The sequence below is a fragment of the Streptomyces sp. 35G-GA-8 genome, assembly GCF_023534745.1.
GTDB lineage: Bacteria > Actinomycetota > Actinomycetes > Streptomycetales > Streptomycetaceae > Streptomyces.
The window spans coordinates 38,596-57,396 of record NZ_JAMHJQ010000021.1 but is presented as its reverse complement, the minus strand read 5'-3'; the positions used below and the strand labels follow the sequence as shown (position 1 = coordinate 57,396).

The following is an 18,801-nucleotide window of genomic DNA, read 5'->3' as shown; positions in this document are numbered from 1 at the left end:
CGCGCTGATGGACGAATCGCGCAACGAGCCGGCCACCGCGGCGTCGGCAGAACCGGCCGGGAGGCTCTGGGGAGCCGCCACGGGGGTCGGTTCGATGCCGGGCGGCGACGCGCGGGAGACCGCCAAGGCCGTCACCGGCAGCTTCGAAGACTTCCCGCATCTGCCCGAGCTGCCCGCCCGAGGCCCCGGCGCCGACATGATCGGCCGGACGGCCGGGCTGCTCGTCGAGGTCTACGCGCGTGTGGAGCCCAGCGGCTGGCGGATCGGCGACCGGCCGGGCCGTGACACCAAGCGGGCCCGGTCCTGGATGGGCGAGGACCTCGACGCGCTGGAGGAGTTCACCCAGGGGTACCAGGGCCCGCTCAAGGTCCAGGCGGTCGGACCGTGGACGCTGGCCGCCTCGCTGGAGCTGCGCAACGGCGAGTCGGCGCTGAGCGACCCCGGGGCCTGCCGGGATCTGACCGGCTCGCTGGTGGAGGGGCTGAGCGCGCATCTCGCGGAGGTGCGGCGCCGGGTGCCCGGCGCCGTACCGGTGCTCCAGCTCGACGAGCCGTCCCTCACCGCCGTACTGCGCGGCCAGGTCAGGACCGCCAGCGGCTACCGCACGCACCGCGCGGTGGACCGCCAGATCGTGGAGAGCGCGCTGCGCGAGGTGACCGCGCTCAGCGCCGGGACGGCGGTCGTGCACTCCTGCGCCCCCGACGTCCCGTTCGCGCTGCTGCGGCGAGCGGGTGCGGCGGCGATCTCGTTCGATTTCGGTCTGCTCACCGAGCGTGACGAGGACACCATCGGTGAGGCGGTCGAGGGCGGCACGAAACTCCTCGCCGGAATCGTGCCGGGCACCGACGGCCCATTGTCAGACCCTGCCGGTAGCGTCATGGGAGTCAGGACGCTGTGGCGCAGGCTGGGGCTGAGTCCGGGGATTCTCGCGGAGTCCGTGGTGCTCACCCCGTCGTGCGGGCTCGCGGGGGCCTCTCCCGCGTACGCGCGCGCCGCCATGGCGCACTGCGTCAGGGCCGCGAGATCCCTCGCGGACAACCCTGAGTGACGATCCGGATGACGGGTCCTGGTGAACGGGAGGACGAAACGGTGGCTGGCGAACAGCGGACGGCGGTGCCCGCCGAGGCACGGGAGCGGCATGGCCGACTCGCCGAGCAGATCGAGGAACACCGCTTCCGGTACTACGTGAAGGACCAGCCGGTCATCAGCGACGGCGAGTTCGACACACTGCTGCGGTCGCTGGAGGCGCTGGAGGAGGAGCATCCGGAGCTGCGCACGCCCGACTCGCCGACCCAGAAGGTCGCGGGGGCGTACGAGACGGACTTCACCGCGGTCCAGCACCGCGAGCGGATGCTCTCCCTGGACAACGCGTTCGACGACGAGGAGCTGGCGGCCTGGGCCGACCGGATCGCCAAGGACGTGGGCACGCCCGACTTCCACTATCTGTGCGAGCTGAAGGTCGATGGGCTCGCGGTCAATCTCACCTATGAGCACGGCAGACTGACCCGCGCCGCCACCCGCGGCGACGGCCGTACGGGCGAGGACATCACGCCCAACGTCCGTACGATCGCCGAGATCCCGCACCGGCTGACGGGCGAGCGCGTCCCGGATCTGGTGGAGATCCGCGGCGAGGTCTATTTCCCGATGGAGGCGTTCCAGGAGCTGAACGCGCGTCTGGTGGCCGCAGGTGACAAGCCGTTCGCCAACCCGCGCAACGCGGCGGCGGGTTCACTGCGCCAGAAGGATCCCAAGATCACCGCCACGCGCCCACTGCACATGGTGGTGCATGGCATCGGGGCCCGCGAGGGCTTCGACATCGACTGCCTCTCCCACGCGTACGAACTGCTGCGCGGATGGGGGCTGCCGACCGCCCGGCACAACAAGGTGGCCGGATCGATCCAGGAGGTACGGGAGTTCATCGCGTACTTCGGCGAACACCGCCACTCCGTGGAGCACGAGATCGACGGTGTGGTCGTCAAGCTCGACGAGATCCCCCTCCAGGGCCGGCTGGGCTCCACCTCGCGCGCGCCGCGCTGGGCGATCGCCTGGAAGTACGCGCCGGAGGAGGTCAACACCAAGCTGGTGAACATCCGGGTGGGCGTCGGCCGCACCGGGCGTGTCACGCCGTACGCGCAGGTCGAGCCGGTCACGGTCGCCGGTTCCGAGGTCGAGTTCGCCACACTGCACAACCAGGAAGTGGTGAAGGCCAAGGGCGTCTGGATCGGTGACACGGTCGTGATCCGCAAGGCCGGCGATGTCATCCCGGAGATCCTCGGCCCGGTCATCGATCTGCGGCCCGAGGACGCGTACGAGTTCGAGATGCCGGCGGTGTGTCCCGAGTGCGGTACGGAGCTGCGGGCCATGAAGGAGGGCGATATCGACCTCCGCTGCCCCAACGCCCGCACCTGCCCGGCCCAGTTGCGCGAGCGGCTGTTCTATCTCGCCGGCCGCAAGTGCCTGGACATCGAGAACTTCGGCTATGTGGCCGCCGCCGCCCTGACCAGACCGCTGGAGCCGGACACACCGCCGTTGGTCGACGAGGGCGATCTCTTCGATCTGACGGTCGAGCGGTTGCTGCCCATCAAGGCGTATGTCCTCGACCAGGACAGCGGGCTGCCCAAGCGCGACCCGAAGACCGGCGAGGAGAAGGTCGTCACGGTCTTCGCCAATCAGGAGGGTGAGCCGAAGAAGAACGCCCTGGCGATGCTGGGGAACATCGCGGCGGCCAGGGAACGCCCACTGGCGCGGATCATCGCCGGGCTCTCCATCCGTCATGTGGGACCGGTCGCCGCCGAGGCGCTGGCCAGGGAGTTTCGCTCGATCGACCGCATCGAGCAGGCGACGGAGCAGGAGCTGGCGGACGTCGACGGGGTCGGGGCGATCATCGCCACCTCCGTCAAGGATTGGTTCGAGGTCGACTGGCACCGCGAGATTCTGCGCAAGTGGCGGGCCGCCGGGGTACGTATGGAGGAGGAGGGCACCGGCGAGGACGAGGCACCACGGCCGTTGGAGGGCCTGACGGTCGTCGTCACGGGCACGCTGGAGCAGTACACGAGGGATGGCGCGAAAGAGGCGCTTCAAACCCGTGGAGCGAAGGTGACCGGCGCCGTCTCGAAGAAGACCGGCTTCGTGGTGGTCGGGGAGAACCCTGGTTCGAAGTACGACAAAGCGATGCAGCTGAAGGTTCCGGTCCTGGATGAACAGGGGTTCGCCATCCTGCTCGAACAGGGTCCGGACGCGGCCAGGGAAGCCGCGATCAGGCCGGAAGAGGCATCGGCCACCCCCGAGGAGTAGCGCGACAATCCCCCGGAAAGCGGAGTCCCACCCCGTCCAATTCGGGCCGCAAGCTCACCCGTTCGGCGCATACCAGATGGATAAGGATGGGCAGGTCGCATTCGGGCAACAGCTGTAGAGCGCTGCCCGTCGGAGCGTTCAGCGGCCTACTGTTGAGAGGTGCGCCTGTCGTGAACGGCTGAGTGGTGTGATTCCGGCCGTGTGTGCATGACAACGTGACATCGCGTGGCATCGGCTTCGCCGGCTGTGAGAGGGACGGGAATGAAACCGACCGAGAGCGCCGCCCCGGTCTCACCCCCGCGCGGATTCGCGCGAATTGCGGGCCTTGCGTCCAGGACGCCCGCTCTTGTGGTGGGATTCGCTGTCGTCGTCCTGGCGACGGGACTGGTCCATACGGTGCGCGACGGCCACGCGCTCTTCCCCGGTGGCACCGAGGGATGGGCCCTGGCCGTGCTGACCGGCATCATCGTGGGCCATCTGGTCGCCCTCGGCCGGGACCGCTGGTGGGGCGGCACGGGCTCCGGCGCCGCCCTCACCCTGGCCGTCCTGCTGCTCTACGGCTGGGTGGCGGCCGGACTGGTCTCGCTGGCTGTCGTGGTGCTGGTCGGGGTGGCCCGCAGACACCGCTGGCGGCTGGGTGTGCTGCACGGCGCGGCGGACATGCTGGGAATCGGCGCCGCCGCGCTCGTGCTCGCGCTGTTCGGTGTGGTTCCCACCGTCGAGCGCCCCTGGCAGCCGCTCGACTGGGGGTTCGCCGGCGTTGTGGAAATCGTGCTGGCCGCCGCGGCCCATCTCGTGGTCACCCGGGTGCTGCTCTGGTACGCGCTCTCCCCGCAGAGCGGCGGACTGCCGACCGTCGCCCGAACGGCCCTGTACCGGCAGGGTCTCGTCGCGGTCGCCCTGCTCGGTATCGCGCCGCTTATCTGTGTGGTCGCGGTGTCCCTGCCGGTCCTGCTGCCGCTCTTCGCGATCCCGCTGATCGCCCTCGACTCCACGCTCTGGATCGCCCGGGCACGGGCCGAGGAGCAGCTGCGCGACCCGCTCACCAAACTGCCCAACCGGCAGTGGCTGCTGGAGCGCACCTGGGCGGCGCTGGAGGAGGCGGAGGGTCTGGGCGCCAGGGCCGGACTGGTCCTGATCGACCTCGACCGCTTCCGCTCGGTCAATGACACGCTCGGTCACCTCGCGGGAGACCGGTTGCTGTTGCAGATAGCCGACCGGCTCCGGCTCGCCCTGCCACGCGGAGCCGAGGCCGCGCGGCTCGGCGGCGACGAGTTCGCGGTGCTGCTGCCGACCTGCGACTCGACGACCAGCGCCCAGCGGGTCGCCCGCCATCTGGTGGCCGAGCTGTCCTCGCCGCTGGACCTCGACGGGCTGACGCTCGTCCTGGAGGCGAGCGCCGGAGTCGCCGTCTATCCCGAGCACGCGATGGACGCCGAAGGACTGCTGCGGCGCGCGGACGTCGCGATGTACCAGGCGAAGCGGGACCGTACGGGCGTCGAGGTCTACGAGTCCAAGCGGGACTCCAACACCCCGGACCGCCTGGGTCTGCTGGGCGATCTGCGCCGCGCGCTGGACGCCGGCGAGGTGGAGCTGCACTACCAGCCCAAGGTCCGCTTCGACGGCCAGGTCGCCGGGCTGGAGGCGCTGGTGCGCTGGGTGCACCCGGAGCGCGGCCGGGTCCCTCCCGACGACTTCATCGCGATCGCCGAGTCCTCCGGTCTGATGCCTCATCTCACCGAATACGTACTGGAGATGGCGCTCGCCCAGGTCGCCCGCTGGCGGTCCCAGGGCCTGATGGTGCCGGTCGCGGTCAATGTCTCCCCGCGCGATGTGCACACCCCCGGTTTCGCGGGCGCGGTGGCGGCCCGGCTGGCCAGACACGGCGTACCGGCCGGCTCCCTTCAGCTGGAGATAACGGAACACGTCCTGCTGGAGGACCCCCAGCGGGCGGCCGACACGCTCGCGGGGCTGACCGGGCACGGCGTCAAGATGTCCCTCGACGACTTCGGTACGGGCTACTCCTCCCTGGTGCATCTGCGGCGGCTGCCCGTCAGCGAGCTGAAGATCGACCGCTCCTTCGTGGCCAGGCTCGCCGTCGACACCGAGGACGCGGAGATCGTCCGCTGCACGGTCGATCTGGCGCACTCACTGGGCCTGCTGGTGGTCGCGGAGGGCGTCGAGGACGACGAGACATGGGAGCGGCTGCGGGATCTGGGCTGTGACGCGGTACAGGGCTGGCTGGTGGCCGCAGCGATGCCGCCGCACGAGGCGACGGCCTGGCTGCTGGCCAGGGGCGAGCGCGGCTGGCAGCGCCCGTCGGAGCTGGAGGCGGCGCGCGTGCGCCGGCTGGCCGTCGAGCGCGCCAGGGAACAGTCGGGCCAGGTGGTCCAGTGACGGCCGCCGGGCCGGCCGCCCGCTGACGAGGGCGGGGTGCGTGAGGGCGGGCCGCGGTGAGGGCGAGGGTCCCCGGGACGGGATTCCCGGGGCCCTTGGAACGGGGTTCCAGGGGCCCTGGAACGGGGCGAGGGCAAACCGTTTCGTGGCCAGGGCGTCCGGCCCCATAGGATTGGGCGAAAACCAATCACACTCACCCCTGAGGATCGCTGCATGCCTGGCATTACGCGCGAGGAGGTCGCCCACCTCGCCCGGCTGGCGCGTCTGGAGCTGAAGGCCGAAGAGCTCGATCACTTCGCCGGACAGCTCGACGACATCATCGGCGCGGTCGCCCGCGTATCCGAGGTAGCCGACCAAGACGTACCGCCGACCTCCCACCCGCTGCCGCTGACCAATGTCATGCGCGCGGACGAGGTCCGTCCTTCGCTCACCCCCGAGCAGGCGCTCTCCGGCGCCCCTGCCCAGGAGCAGCAGCGTTTCAAGGTGCCGCAGATCCTGGGGGAGGACTAACAGCCATGACGGTCAACAGCAAGATCGAGAACTGCGTCAAGCTCACCGCCGCCGAGATCGCCGCGAAGATCGCCTCGGGCGAACTCACGGCCGTCGAGGTCACCGAGGCCCATCTCGCCAGGATCGAGGCCGTCGACGAGAAGGTCCACGCCTTCCTCCATGTCGACCGCGAGGGCGCGCTGGCCCAGGCCCGTGCCGTGGACGCGAAGCGGGCGGCGGGCGAGAAGCTCGGGCCGCTGGCCGGTGTCCCGCTCGCGCTCAAGGACATCTTCACCACCGAGGGCGTGCCGACCACCGTCGGTTCCAAGATCCTCGAAGGCTGGATCCCGCCCTACGACGCGACGCTCACGAAGAAGCTCAAGGCGGCCGACGTCATCATCCTGGGCAAGACCAACATGGACGAGTTCGCCATGGGGTCCTCCACGGAGAACAGCGCGTACGGCACCACCGGCAACCCCTGGGACCTGACCCGGGTGCCCGGCGGCTCCGGCGGCGGCTCGTCCGCCTCGCTCGCCTCGTACCAGGCGCCGCTGGCCATCGGCACGGACACCGGCGGCTCCATCCGCCAGCCCGCCGCGCTGACCGGCACGGTCGGCGTGAAGCCGACCTACGGCGGGGTCTCCCGCTACGGCATGGTCGCCTTCTCGTCCTCCCTCGACCAGGGCGGCCCCTGCGCCCGTACGGTCCTGGACGCGGCCCTGCTGCACGAGGCGATCGCCGGCCACGACCCGCTCGACTCGACCTCCATCGACGCGCCGGTCCCGCCGGTCGTCGAGGCGGCCCGCAACGGCTCGGTCGACGGGATGCGCATCGGGGTCGTCAAGCAGTTCCGCGGCGAGGGCTACCAGGCCGGTGTCGTCCAGCGCTTCGACGAGTCCGTCGAACTGCTCAAGGGTCTCGGCGCCGAGATCGTCGAGCTGGACTGCCCGTCCTTCGACCTCGGCCTCGCCGCCTACTACCTGATCGCGCCGTCCGAGTGCTCCTCGAACCTCGCACGCTTCGACGCCATGCGCTACGGCCTGCGGGTCGGCGACGACGGCACGAGGTCCGCCGAGGACGTCACGGCCCTCACCCGTGAGGCCGGCTTCGGCGACGAGGTGAAGCGCCGCATCATGCTCGGTACGTACGCGCTCAGCTCGGGCTACTACGACGCGTACTACGGCTCGGCACAGAAGGTCCGCACACTCATCACCCGGGACTTCGAGAAGGCGTTCGAGCAGGTCGACGTGATCGTCTCGCCGACGACCCCGACCACCGCCTTCCCGATCGGCGAGCGCGCCGACGACCCGATGGCGATGTATCTCGCGGACCTGTGCACCATCCCGACCAACCTGGCCGGCAACGCCGCCATGTCGCTGCCCTGCGGCCTCGCACCGGAGGACGGCCTCCCGGTCGGACTGCAGATCATCGCCCCCGCCATGAAGGACGACCGGCTCTACAAGGTCGGTGCCGCCGTCGAGGCGGCCTTCGTGGAAAAGTGGGGCCACCCGCTGCTTGAGGAGGCTCCGTCACTATGACCAGTGCAATGAGCAAGGCCAAGGGCTTCAAGAAGTCCAAGACCGGCACGTATCTGTCGATCGGAACCACCGCGTTCGGCGCGATCAGCGTCGTCAAGCAGGCCAGAACGGCCCGCAAGGACCACGACACGCTCCGGCTGGTCGACGCGGTCGTCTCCGCCGCCGCCATCGTCACGGGCGTCGCTCTGCTCCTGCGCGAGCTGAAGCGCCTGGGCGACGACGACGTTCTGCTGGGCTGACCGGCTGCCGGGGACCCGCGCAGGGCGGGCTCCCCGGCGGTACGCCGCGGCGTACCACCGCTGTCGTTGTCACCGTCGCGACGGAAGGAGGTGACCTGGTGATCACACGTATCGAGATCGACGGCTTCAAGTCGTTCGTCGGCTTCGGCCTGGACGTGCGGCCCTGCACCGTGCTCATGGGCGTCAACGGCGCGGGCAAGTCGAACCTCCTGGACGCCCTGGACTTCGTCCGGCGCACGGTCACCATGGGTCTCCCCAGGGTCTTCGACGGCGACAACCCCCGGCTTGCGGCGCGGGATCTCTTCCATCACGCCGACGGGCCGAGTGGTGCGTACACGACATCCGAGCTGACCATCAAGATCGGCATGATCACGCCGAGTGCCCATGGGCCGCTCCCGCTGGTCGTACGGCTGGTGGTGGACCGCGAGGGGGAACCGTCCGGACCCGTGAAGGCCACGGTCCGCCGTGGGCGCAGCGGGGTGTGGGTGAGCAGTCTCGCGGAGACGGACTGGATGGACCGTCTGGAGCTCCCGCGGTCCCTGCGTGCCGCGCTCGTCACCGCCGGGAAGTCGTTCGTGGAGACCACCGGGACCGACTGGGTGTCCCTCAAGGACAAGGTGCCCGCGACCGAGGGGACGACGGCGCTGCTCTCGCATCTCCTCCGCGAGATCGAGACCTGGGAGCGGATCGCGCTCGATCCCGCCGCCATGCGCAGGCCGTTCGGCGGCAGCGACGAGCTGACGCTCCTCCAGGACGGGAGCAATCTCGCGGCCGTGCTGGGGCGGCTCGGTCCCGGGGAACTCCGTGACATGGAGGCCGATCTGGCCGCGCTGATCCCGGAAGCGTCCGGGATCAGGCCGCTGTTCGACGACCGGCGAGGCGAGTACGACTTCGACGTACGGTTCCGGCACACCGGCTGGACGTCCCCGCCGATGCTCTCCGACGGCACGATGCGCGTCCTGGCGTTGCTGGCCGCCTGGTACGACGACCGGCGGGCGGGTCTGCTGGCCGTCGAGGAGATCGAGAACGGCCTGCATCCGACCCGGATCGCCGAGCTGGTGAGGCGGCTGCGCAGGGATGTCGACGACTTCCCGGACCTTGTCGAGCAGACCCCCCGTACCCGCGGTTTCCGCCAGCTGATCGCGACCACGCACTCTCCCGTGCTGCTCTCGGCCTTGCGCGACGACGCGTCGGGAAGCCTGGTCCTCCTGGAGCAGGCGTCGCACGTCGACCCGGCACGCACGGGAGTCTCGACCGTGACCCGAGCCCGTCCCGTCCGTACGCCCGTGGCGAACGAGGAGCCGGGCGATACGGTCACGGCCGAGCAGGTGAAGCGCCTGTTGGAGTCGATGGGGCAGGTGATCGCGTGAGCCGCGTACGCCTGCTCAGGCTGGGGCTGCTCGTCGAGGGCCCGAGCGATCTGCTCTTCCTCGAACGGCTGATCATCCGACAGCTGGAGGAAACGCTGCACGCCAGGGCGCTGAAGGCCACCGAAGTGCTCACTCCCTGCCAGACGGGTGCGGTCTACAGCACGGCCGAGCCGAAGGTTCTCCTCCAGGCGGCCACTGAACTGGCCGACCGGTGCGACGTACTGTTCATTCACCGGGACCACAAGGAGATTCCGGATGCCGAGGTGCTGCTGGAGGCGCTGTCCGGGCTGCCGAAGCAGGCGGCGGTGCCCGTGGTGCTCGGCCCCCGGGTGATGACCGAATCGTGGGTACTGGCGGACCGCGCCGCGCTGACCCGGGTCCAGCCGGCCGCCGATCTGTCGGCGCATCCGCATCCGCAACCCGCCGACGTGGAACAGGGAAACCCGGCGCCCGGCCATCCGGCCCACCCGAAGCGGGTGCTGGCGAACGTACTGAAGAAGGCACGGCGATCCGACCCCGGCGATTACTTCGCCCGCCTCGCCGACGAAGTGGATCTCTCCGTACTCGGAAAGCTGTCGTCCTATCAGCGCTGGCTGGCCGACACCGATGAAGCATTGATGAGGAAGAAGTACCTGTGACCGTCACTGAACTCGTGTCGTACGAGGACGCCCTCGCGACGTACGACCCCGTCATGGGCCTGGAGGTCCATGTCGAGCTCGGCACCAGGACCAAGATGTTCTGCGGCTGCTCGACCGAGCTGGGCGCCGAGCCCAACTCGCAGACCTGCCCGACCTGTCTGGGCATGCCGGGCTCGCTCCCGGTCGTCAACGCGATCGGCGTCGAGTCGGCCGTCAAGATCGGTCTCGCGCTCAACTGCGAGATCGCCGAGTGGTGCCGCTTCGCCCGGAAGAACTACTTCTATCCGGACATGCCGAAGAACTTCCAGACCTCCCAGTACGACGAGCCGATCGCCTTCAACGGCTATCTGGACGTCCAGCTGGAGGACGGCGAGATCTTCCGCGTACAGATCGAGCGCGCCCACATGGAGGAGGACACCGGCAAGTCGCTGCACGTCGGCGGCGCCACCGGCCGGATCCACGGGGCGTCCCACTCCCTGCTCGACTACAACCGCGCGGGCATCCCGCTCATCGAGATCGTCACCAAGCCCATCGAGGGCGCGGGCGAGCGCGCACCCGAGGTCGCCAAGGCGTATGTCGCCGAGCTTCGCGAGCTGATCAAGGCGCTCGGCGTCTCCGAGGCCCGGATGGAGATGGGCCAGATGCGGTGCGACGTGAACCTCTCGCTGCGCCCGCACGGGCGGGAGAAGTTCGGTACGCGCTCCGAGACCAAGAACGTCAACTCGCTGCGCAGCGTGGAGCGGGCGGCCCGTTACGAGATCCAGCGTCACGCCGCGGTGCTGGACTCCGGCGGCACGATCGTCCAGGAGACCCGCCACTTCCACGAGGAGGACGGCTCGACCACCTCGGGACGGGTGAAGGAGGAGGCCGAGGACTACCGGTACTTCCCGGAGCCCGACCTCGTGCCCATCGCCCCGCCCCGTGACTGGGTGGAGGAGCTCAGGCAGGGGCTGCCCGAGCTGCCGCGGGTGCGGCGCAACCGGCTCCGGGAGGAGTGGGGCGTCTCCGAGCACGACATGCAGTCGATCCTGAACGCGGGCGCGATCGAGCCGATCGTCGCCACGATCGACGCGGGCGCCCCGGCCGACCAGGCACGTAAGTGGTGGATGGGCGAGCTGGCCAGGCACGCCAACGAGTCGGGCCGCGCGCTGGACGAACTGCCCATCACCCCGGGGCAGGTCGCCCGGGTGGCGGAGCTCGTCGCGTCCGGCGATCTCAACGACAAGCTGGCCCGTCAGGTGCTGGAGGGCGTGCTCGCCGGCGAGGGCGACCCCGACACCGTCGTGGAGAAGCGCGGGCTCAAGGTCGTCTCCGACGAGGGCGCGCTCGGCGCGGCCGTGGACGAGGCCATCGCGGGCAACGCGGCCATCGCCGACAAGATCCGCGCGGGCAAGGTCGCCGCCGCGGGCGCGCTGGTGGGCGCGGTCATGAAGGCCACGCGCGGCCAGGCGGACGCGGCGCGGGTGCGTGAACTGATCCTTGAACGGCTCGCTCCGGCGGAATGAACCGGCGCGGCGCGCGGAGGCCGGGCGTCGAGGGCTGACGCCGGTTCGTCCGTACGCCACTGGGGGCGGCGCACCCGTCGGGTGCGCCGCCCCCGTTCGTTCGTCACGGCACCATCGTCCAGCGCCATCGTCCCCGCATCGTTCGTCCCCGCAGAGGCCGGTCCTTCCCCGTGAATGCCCGTGAACCGTGAACTCCGTCGTCGCTGAGATCGTCTCCGTCGCACTGCTGCTCGGCGTGCTGGCGTTCGCCGTCGTACGGCCGCGCGGTCTGCCCGAGGCGGTCGCGGCCGTGCCCGCCGCGCTGCTGGTCGTCGTGGTCGGCGCGGTCTCGCCCGAGGACGCCAGGGCGCAGACGTACACGCTGCTGCCCGTCGTCGTCTTCCTCGCGGCGGTGCTGGTGCTGGCCCAGCTCTGCGCCGAGGAAGGGCTGTTCACGGCGGCGGGCGAGCTGGTGGCGCGGTTCTGCGGCGGCCGGCCCCGGCGGCTGCTCGGCGGGGTGTTCGCCGTCGCCGCCGTCATCACCGCCGTCCTGAGCCTGGACGCCACGGTGGTGCTGCTCACCCCGGTCGTCTTCGCGACCGCCGCCCGGGTCGGTGCCCGGCCCCGGCCGCATGTCTACGCCTGTACGCATCTCGCGAACTCCGCGTCCCTGCTGCTGCCGGTCTCCAACCTCACCAATCTGCTGGCGTTCACGGCGAGCGGGCTCTCCTTCACCCGGTTCGCCGCGCTGATGGCGCTGCCGTGGCTGGCCGCGATCGCCGTCGAGTACGCCGTCTTCCGCCGCTTCTTCGCCGCCGATCTGGCCGCCGGCGCGCACCCCACGAGCATGGACGAGCGGCGCGAGGTGCCGGTGTTCACGCTGGTGGTGCTGGGGCTGACCCTGGCCGGGTTCGTGGTCACCTCGTTCGCCGGGATCGAACCGCTGTGGGCGGCCGTCGCCGGCGCGGCCGTACTCGCGGTCCGCGCCCTGCGGCAGAAGCGGACGACTCTCGGGGGGCTGGTCCGGGCCGCCTCCCCGCTGTTCTGTCTCTTCGTCCTCGCGCTCGGCGTGGTCGTCAAGGCGGTCGTCGACAACGGTCTGGACGCCGGGATCAGCCGGCTGCTGCCGGACGGCTCGTCGCTCTCCTCCCTGCTGGCGATCGCGGCGATCGCCGCCGTACTGTCCAATCTGATCAACAACCTGCCGGCGATCCTGGCGCTGCTGCCGGTCGTCGCGCCCGCGGGGCCAGGACCGGTGCTCGCCGCGCTGATCGGCGTCAACCTCGGGCCGAATCTCACGTATGTCGGTTCGCTCGCCACCCTGCTGTGGCGGCGCATCCTGCACGAGCACGACACCGAGCCCGCGCTGGGCGATTTCACCCGGCTGGGTCTGCTGACCGTGCCCGCGACGCTCGTCGTCTCGACCGTGGCGCTGTGGGGCACGCTGCTACTGATCGGAGGCTGACCACTGTGACCGTACCGCCGCCGCCCGGTCCACCGAGGACCGTTCTCGTCTGGATCACCGAAGCCACCTGGCCCGCCTGTGTCGACGCGGCGCGCGAACGCGCCCCGCACGACGACGTGGTGCTGCTCCATGTCAGTGACGAGGAGATCGCCGCCGCCGCGCACCAGGCCTTCACCGGGCTGCTCGGCCGCGGCCACAGCCCCGACCGCGACCCCGGCGCCCGGCTCGAAGCCCTCTCGGGCACGGCCGCCGCCGATCTGCTGGAGGCCGCCGCGCACCGGCTCGGCCGGCCCTGCGAGCTGCTCGACCACCACGGACGCGTGGAACACGAGGTCGTACGCGCGGCGGCCGGCGCGGCCCTGCTGATCTGCGCGCGCGACGGGGAGCGCGACCGCCCGGGGCCGCACAGCCTGGGCCGGGCGACCCGGTTCGTGGTCGACCACGCGGAGTGTCCGGTGCTGCTGGTGTGGCCGTACGGGGATTAGGCCCTGGGCGGGCCCGGTGGTGACGCGGCCGGGGAGGGGCGGGCCCGGTGGTGACGCCGCCGGGGGGAGGGCGTGGCTCTTCTTGGACGTTCACTCCTCGGCCGTTGTCGGGTCTTCTCTCGGACACCGGGCTTCATTACCGTCGCCGCCATGTCTCCGGAGATATCGCGCAGAAGAATGCTCGCCCTCGGCACCGGCGCCCTGGGTACGGCGGCGGTCGGATCGGTGCTGCCGCCCTCCTTGCAGGCCGCGCTGGCAGCCGAGCCGGCCGCGGGCGGGATGCGGGCGATCAAGCATGTGGTGATCCTCATGCAGGAGAACCGCTCCTTCGACCACTATTTCGGCACGCTGCGCGGCGTGCGGGGCTTCGGGGACCGTAACGCCGTCGAGCTGCCGTCGGGGAAGCCCGTCTTCGAGCAGCCGGGCCCGCTGGGGACCGTTCTGCCCTTCCCCATCAGGGACGCGGCCGAGACGCAGAAGAAGGACCTCCAGTACATCGGGGACCTGGACCACTCCTGGAACGGCGGGGCCGCGGCCTGGAACAACGGGTGGATGGACCGGTGGGTCTCCGCCAAGACCGCCGCGACCATGGCGTACTACGACCGCCAGGACCTCCCGCTCCACTACGAGCTGGCGGACACGTTCACCATCTGCGACGCGTACCACTCCTCCGTCCATACCTCGACGAGCCCGAACCGCAACCACCTGTGGAGCGGCTGGACCGGCTTCGAGGCCGACGGCCGGCGGGCCGTGGGCAATGACGCGTACGACGAGGCCAACCACCCCGGTTACTCGTGGCCGACCTACGCCGAGCGGCTGGAGGCGGCCGGGCGGAGCTGGCAGACGTACACGGAGTGGGAGAACTTCACCGACAACAACATCGAGTTCTTCACCACCTTCAAGGACATCGCACGCAAGGCGCTCACCAAGGCCCGTGCGCTGCCGGGCCGACCGGACGCGGCCGGCTTCACGTACATGGAGGCCTTCTACGCCGCCGTGCGCGACACCGAGGACACCGCGGAGCGCGAGCGGCTGCTCGCCGCGCTGGACGAGGGCGTCGCCGCGCTGACCCGGCGCGAGCGCTCGCTCTTCGAGCGCGGGCTGCGCCGGGTCGAGAGCGGCACCCTGGCCGAGCGGTTCCGGGCCGATGTGGCCGCCGGGACGCTGCCCGAGGTGTCCTATCTGGTGCCGTCGGCGATCGACTCCGAGCACCCCGGCTCGTCGTCGCCGATCGCCAGCGCCACGCTCGTCTACAAGGTGCTCGACGCGCTCGGCGCGCACCCCGACGTCTGGCGGCACACCGTCGTACTGATCAACTACGACGAGAACGACGGCTTCTTCGACCACGTACCGCCGCCCGTGCCGCCGGCCGAGGGCCCCTCCGGCTCCGCCGAGCGCTGGCAGGGCCGGCCGGTCGGGCTCGGTGTGCGTGTGCCGCTGCTGGTCGTCTCGCCCTGGACCGTCGGCGGCTATGTCTGCTCGCAGGTCTTCGACCACACCTCCGTGGTCCGCTTCCTGGAGAAGTGGACCGGTGTGGACGAGCCCAACATCACCGCGTGGCGGCGCAATGTCACCGGCGATCTGACCTCCGCCTTCGACTTCCAGCGCGGCCGGGGGCTGCCCGAGGTGGAACAGCCGGGGGAGATCCCGCCGTTCACCGGCCGCTGGCGGCCCGTACCGCCCGCCGAGCAGCGGATGCCCGTACAGGAGAAGGGCGTACGCCCCGCCAGGCCGCTGCCGTACCAGACCGACGCGTCCGGCCGGATCGAGGGGACGGACGAGGGGCGGGTGTTGAAGGTCGCGCTCAGCAACACGGGGCGCGCGAGCGCGCACTTCGCGCTCTATCCGTACGCCGGCGAGTTCGCGATCCCGCAGCACCGCGATGTAAGGGGCAAGGCGCAATGGGAGGTACCCCTTACCGGGCTGACCGCTGACGCGTACCGCTTCACGATCACCGGGCCGAACGGCTTCCGCCGCGAGTTCGCCGGACCGGTGGCCGGACATGGCGCGGAGGTCTCCTCGACCGTCGACCACCACGACCGCGATCTCCATCTCGACCTGCGCAACACGGGCGACCGGCCGATCACGTTCACGGTGCGGCCCCTGGGCTATGTCGACGAGGCCGATCTGGACGGCTGGACCCGGCAGATCACGGTGAAGCCGGGCCGCGGCCGGACCGTCGTCCACTCGGCGGCGGACGCGCACGGCTGGTACGACGTCGAGATCACCACCGAAGGAGACACCGACGCCGATGCCGCCGGGACCGGTTTCCGGCGGCGTCTGATGGGCCACATCGAGAACGGGCGGGTGAGCGTCTCCGGCTGAGCGGCCGGAAGCCAGGCCGGAGGTCAGGCCGGAAGCCCGGCCGGAAGTCCGTCCGGGTTCCCGCGCGCCGGGCGCTGTGAGTAAACCCACCAAACGGACAAACGATCACTATTCGCTGCGACAGTGGATCTCCCACGAGTGACGCAGGGAGCGATCCGTTGGCAGCCATCGCACGGTGGTGCATCAGGCACCGTCTCCTCGCCGTCCTCCTCTGGCTGCTCGCCCTCGGCGGTGTCTCGACCGCCGCGGGCGTGCTGGGCTCCTCGTACTCCAACGACTACGAGGCTCCCGGCACCGAGTCGGGCCGCGCCGCCCAACTGCTCAACGACGGTTTCCGGGGGCTCGGCGGCGACGACAACACCATCGTCTGGCACGCCGACCGCGGCTCCGGCACCGGTCCTGGGTACGGCTCCGTCCGTACGCCCGATGTCCGGCAGCGCATGGGGGAGATGCTCGACAAGGTCGGGAAGCTGCCGGGCGTCTCCTCCGTCGCCGGACCCTACGCGGCCGACGGCGCCGCGCAGATCAGCGCGGACGGACGGACCGCCTACGCGCGGATCACCTTCGCGCGGCCGACGGACGAGATACCCGTGTCGCAGGCGGAGGCGGTGGTCGACACCGCGAAGGCCGCCGCCGACGACGGGCTGGACGTACAGCTCGGCGGCAGCGCCGTCGCCCTGACCGAGTCCACCACGGCGCACACCGCCGAGATCGTGGGCGTGGGTGTCGCCGCCGTCGTCCTCTTCCTCGCCTTCGGCTCGCTCGCCGCCAGTCTGCTGCCCCTGGCCACGGCGCTGGTCTCGGTCGGCACGGCGTACGCGGGCATCGCGCTGCTCGGCCATGTGATGACGGTCGCCGACTTCGCGCCGATGCTCGGACTGCTGATCGGCCTCGGGGTCGGTATCGACTACGCGCTGTTCATCGTGACCCGGCACCGGACGGGCCTCAAACGCGGTCTGAGCGTCCATGAGGCGGCGGTCAACGCGGTCGCGACCACCGGCAGAGCCGTCGTCTTCGCCGGGGCCACCGTCTGTATCGCGCTGCTGGGCATGCTGATCCTGGGGCTGAGCTTCCTCAACGGGGTCGCGATCGCCGCCTCGCTCACGGTCGTCCTGACCGTCGCCGCGTCCGTGACCCTGCTGCCCGCCCTGCTCTCGTACATCGGCACGCGGGCGCTGAACCGGCGCGAACGCGCGCGGCTCGCCGCGCACGGACCGGAGCCCGACCGGCCCACGACCTTCGCCGCCCGCTGGTCCCTCTTCGTCGAACGCCATCCCAGACTGCTCGGCGCCGTGGCCGCCGCGGTGATGCTGATTCTCGCCCTGCCCACCTTCTCGCTGCATCTGGGCACCTCCGACCAGGGCAACAACCCGGCCTCCACCACGACCCGGCAGGCGTACGACCGGCTCGCGGAGGGGTTCGGCCCCGGCGTCAATGGCCCATTGACACTGGTCGCGCACCTGGACGGCGCCGACGACCGGCTCGCCATGGACCAGCTGCCCGGCACGCTGCGTACGACGGAGGGTGTCGCCTCCGTCGGCCCGATCACGTTCAACGGCAGCGGTGACACGGCGGCGCTCACCGTCGTACCCGACTCGGCGCCCCAGGCGAAGGACACCAGCGCGCTGGTCGACCGGCTGCGTACGGACGTCCTTCCCGAGGCCGAGGCCGGTACGTCCCTGGATGTGCACGTCGGCGGACTCACCGCGAGTTACGACGACTTCGCGGAGATCATCATCGGCAAACTGCCGCTCTTCGTCGGGGTCGTGATCACCCTCGGCTGTCTGCTCCTGCTGCTCGCCTTCCGGTCCGTGGGCATCCCGGTCAAGGCCGCGCTGATGAATGTGGCCGCCGTCGCCTCGTCCTTCGGGGTCGTCGTCGCGATCTTCCAGTGGGGGTGGGGGAGCGAGCTGCTGGGGCTCGGCAGCGCGGGCCCGATCGAACCCTTCCTGCCCGTGATCATGGTCTCCGTGCTCTTCGGGCTCTCCATGGACTACCAGGTCTTCCTGGTCAGCCGGATGTACGAGGAGTGGCTGGAGACGGGGGACAACCGGCGGGCGGTCCGCGTCGGCCTCGCCGAGACCGGGCGGGTGATCAACTCCGCTGCGGTCATCATGATCTCGGTCTTCCTCGCGTTCGTCCTCAGCGGCGAGCGGGTCATCGCCATGTTCGGGATCGCGCTGGCGGCCGCGGTCGCGCTGGACGCCTTCGTCCTCCGTACGCTGCTGGTGCCGGCCTTGATGCATATGCTCGGCGGCGCCAACTGGTGGCTGCCGCGCCGACTCGACCGCTGGCTGCCGCGGATCAGTATCGAAGCGCCGGAACGGCGCGAACATGCGAAGATCCCCGAGCCGCGCGAGACCGAGGACAGCGTGCTCGTACGGTGAACAGCCGTACGGCCGTTCCTTCGCAGGCACCTGTCCACTCGCACGCTTTCATTCGCACGCTTTCATTCGCACGTTGAAGGAGCCCGATGTTCGCGATACCCCTGGGTGACGGGGCGGAGCTGCGCCCGCTGGAACCCTGGCAGGCCGAGGAGTTCCTCGCCCATATGGACCGCGCCAGGGATCTGGTCGGTGAACACATCAAGCTGGCCGACGCCGTCACCGATCCCGTGTCGGCCCGCGCGCTGCTCACCTCGTACGCGGAGAAGCAGGCGGCCGACAGCGGCCGGATCTACGGGATCTGGCTCGACTCCACCCTCGTCGGCGGCGTGCTCTTCCGCGTCTTCGACGCGGCGACCGGCACCTGCGAGGTCGGCTGCTGGCTGGAGCCCGCCGGGACGGGGCGCGGTCTGGTCACGCGCGCGGCCCGGGTGCTGATCGACTGGGCGGTGGAGGAGCGCGGGATACACCGGGTGGAGTGGCAGGTGTCGTCCGCCAACACCGCGAGCGTCAACGTCGCGCGGCGGCTCGGCATGACACGGGACGGGGTGCTGAGGGAGAGCTATCCGCACCGCGGCGTACGGCAGAACACCGAGGTCTGGTCGGTCCTGGCGTCCGAGTGGCGCCATGTGCCGGACACGCCCCGGCGGGCGGACACCGCCGGCTGATCTCGCGGGACCCCCGGCACGACCT

14 protein-coding genes are annotated in these 18,801 nt (G+C 70.7%); all 14 read left to right on the top strand.

The genetic code is table 11. The annotated features are described in order from the left end of the window. Positions 1 to 7 precede the first annotated feature (7 nt). Positions 8 to 1,048: a methionine synthase gene (locus tag M1203_RS34620; RefSeq protein ID WP_283959361.1), complete on the top strand. Its 1,041-nt coding sequence runs from the start codon at positions 8 to 10 to the stop codon at positions 1,046 to 1,048. Between the two features lie 8 nt (positions 1,049 to 1,056). Next, positions 1,057 to 3,294, top strand: coding sequence for an NAD-dependent DNA ligase LigA (gene ligA / locus M1203_RS34615; RefSeq protein ID WP_283959360.1), 2,238 nt, complete (start codon positions 1,057 to 1,059; stop codon positions 3,292 to 3,294). A gap of 261 nt (positions 3,295 to 3,555) precedes the next feature. After that, entirely contained in the window at positions 3,556 to 5,691 is a 2,136-nt protein-coding gene (locus M1203_RS34610) for a bifunctional diguanylate cyclase/phosphodiesterase (protein ID WP_249953812.1), read from the top strand. A gap of 213 nt (positions 5,692 to 5,904) precedes the next feature. Continuing rightward, complete coding sequence (gatC, locus tag M1203_RS34605) at positions 5,905 to 6,201, top strand: Asp-tRNA(Asn)/Glu-tRNA(Gln) amidotransferase subunit GatC (protein WP_010984178.1); 297 nt, start codon at positions 5,905 to 5,907, stop codon at positions 6,199 to 6,201. 5 nt (positions 6,202 to 6,206) lie between these two features. Next, positions 6,207 to 7,718, top strand: a complete 1,512-nt coding sequence (gene gatA, locus M1203_RS34600; protein WP_249953811.1) for an Asp-tRNA(Asn)/Glu-tRNA(Gln) amidotransferase subunit GatA — start codon at positions 6,207 to 6,209, stop codon at positions 7,716 to 7,718. Then, entirely contained in the window at positions 7,715 to 7,957 is a 243-nt protein-coding gene (locus tag M1203_RS34595; protein ID WP_030351834.1) for a hypothetical protein, read from the top strand. The genes gatA and M1203_RS34595 overlap by 4 nt, the downstream gene beginning before the upstream one ends. 98 nt (positions 7,958 to 8,055) lie before the next feature. Then, on the top strand, positions 8,056 to 9,327 hold the full coding sequence (locus M1203_RS34590) for an ATP-binding protein (protein ID WP_249953810.1): 1,272 nt from the start codon (positions 8,056 to 8,058) through the stop codon (positions 9,325 to 9,327). Beyond that, positions 9,324 to 9,965, top strand: a complete 642-nt coding sequence (locus M1203_RS34585) for a DUF4276 family protein (protein ID WP_249953809.1) — start codon at positions 9,324 to 9,326, stop codon at positions 9,963 to 9,965. Before M1203_RS34590 ends, M1203_RS34585 begins: the two co-directional genes overlap by 4 nt. After that, positions 9,962 to 11,470: an Asp-tRNA(Asn)/Glu-tRNA(Gln) amidotransferase subunit GatB gene (gene gatB / locus M1203_RS34580; protein ID WP_308404949.1), complete on the top strand. Its 1,509-nt coding sequence runs from the start codon at positions 9,962 to 9,964 to the stop codon at positions 11,468 to 11,470. The genes M1203_RS34585 and gatB overlap by 4 nt, the downstream gene beginning before the upstream one ends. Before the next feature lie 187 nt (positions 11,471 to 11,657). Further along, positions 11,658 to 12,914, top strand: coding sequence for an SLC13 family permease (locus M1203_RS34575; protein ID WP_249953808.1), 1,257 nt, complete (start codon positions 11,658 to 11,660; stop codon positions 12,912 to 12,914). A 5-nt stretch (positions 12,915 to 12,919) separates the two neighbouring features. Beyond that, a complete protein-coding gene (locus M1203_RS34570; RefSeq protein WP_249953807.1) occupies positions 12,920 to 13,399 on the top strand; it encodes a universal stress protein in 480 nt (159 codons plus the stop codon). Between the two features lie 150 nt (positions 13,400 to 13,549). Continuing rightward, positions 13,550 to 15,724 carry a phosphocholine-specific phospholipase C gene (locus M1203_RS34565; protein ID WP_249953806.1) on the top strand — a complete coding sequence of 725 codons (2,175 nt, stop codon included), beginning with the start codon at positions 13,550 to 13,552 and terminating at the stop codon, positions 15,722 to 15,724. A 158-nt stretch (positions 15,725 to 15,882) separates the two neighbouring features. Next, positions 15,883 to 18,111 carry an MMPL family transporter gene (locus M1203_RS34560; protein ID WP_249953805.1) on the top strand — a complete coding sequence of 743 codons (2,229 nt, stop codon included), beginning with the start codon at positions 15,883 to 15,885 and terminating at the stop codon, positions 18,109 to 18,111. An 86-nt stretch (positions 18,112 to 18,197) separates the two neighbouring features. Further along, the gene (locus M1203_RS34555; RefSeq protein ID WP_249953804.1) at positions 18,198 to 18,776 is read left to right on the top strand and encodes a GNAT family N-acetyltransferase; all 579 of its coding nucleotides are present in this window, start codon (positions 18,198 to 18,200) and stop codon (positions 18,774 to 18,776) included. Positions 18,777 to 18,801: the final 25 nt, after the last annotated feature.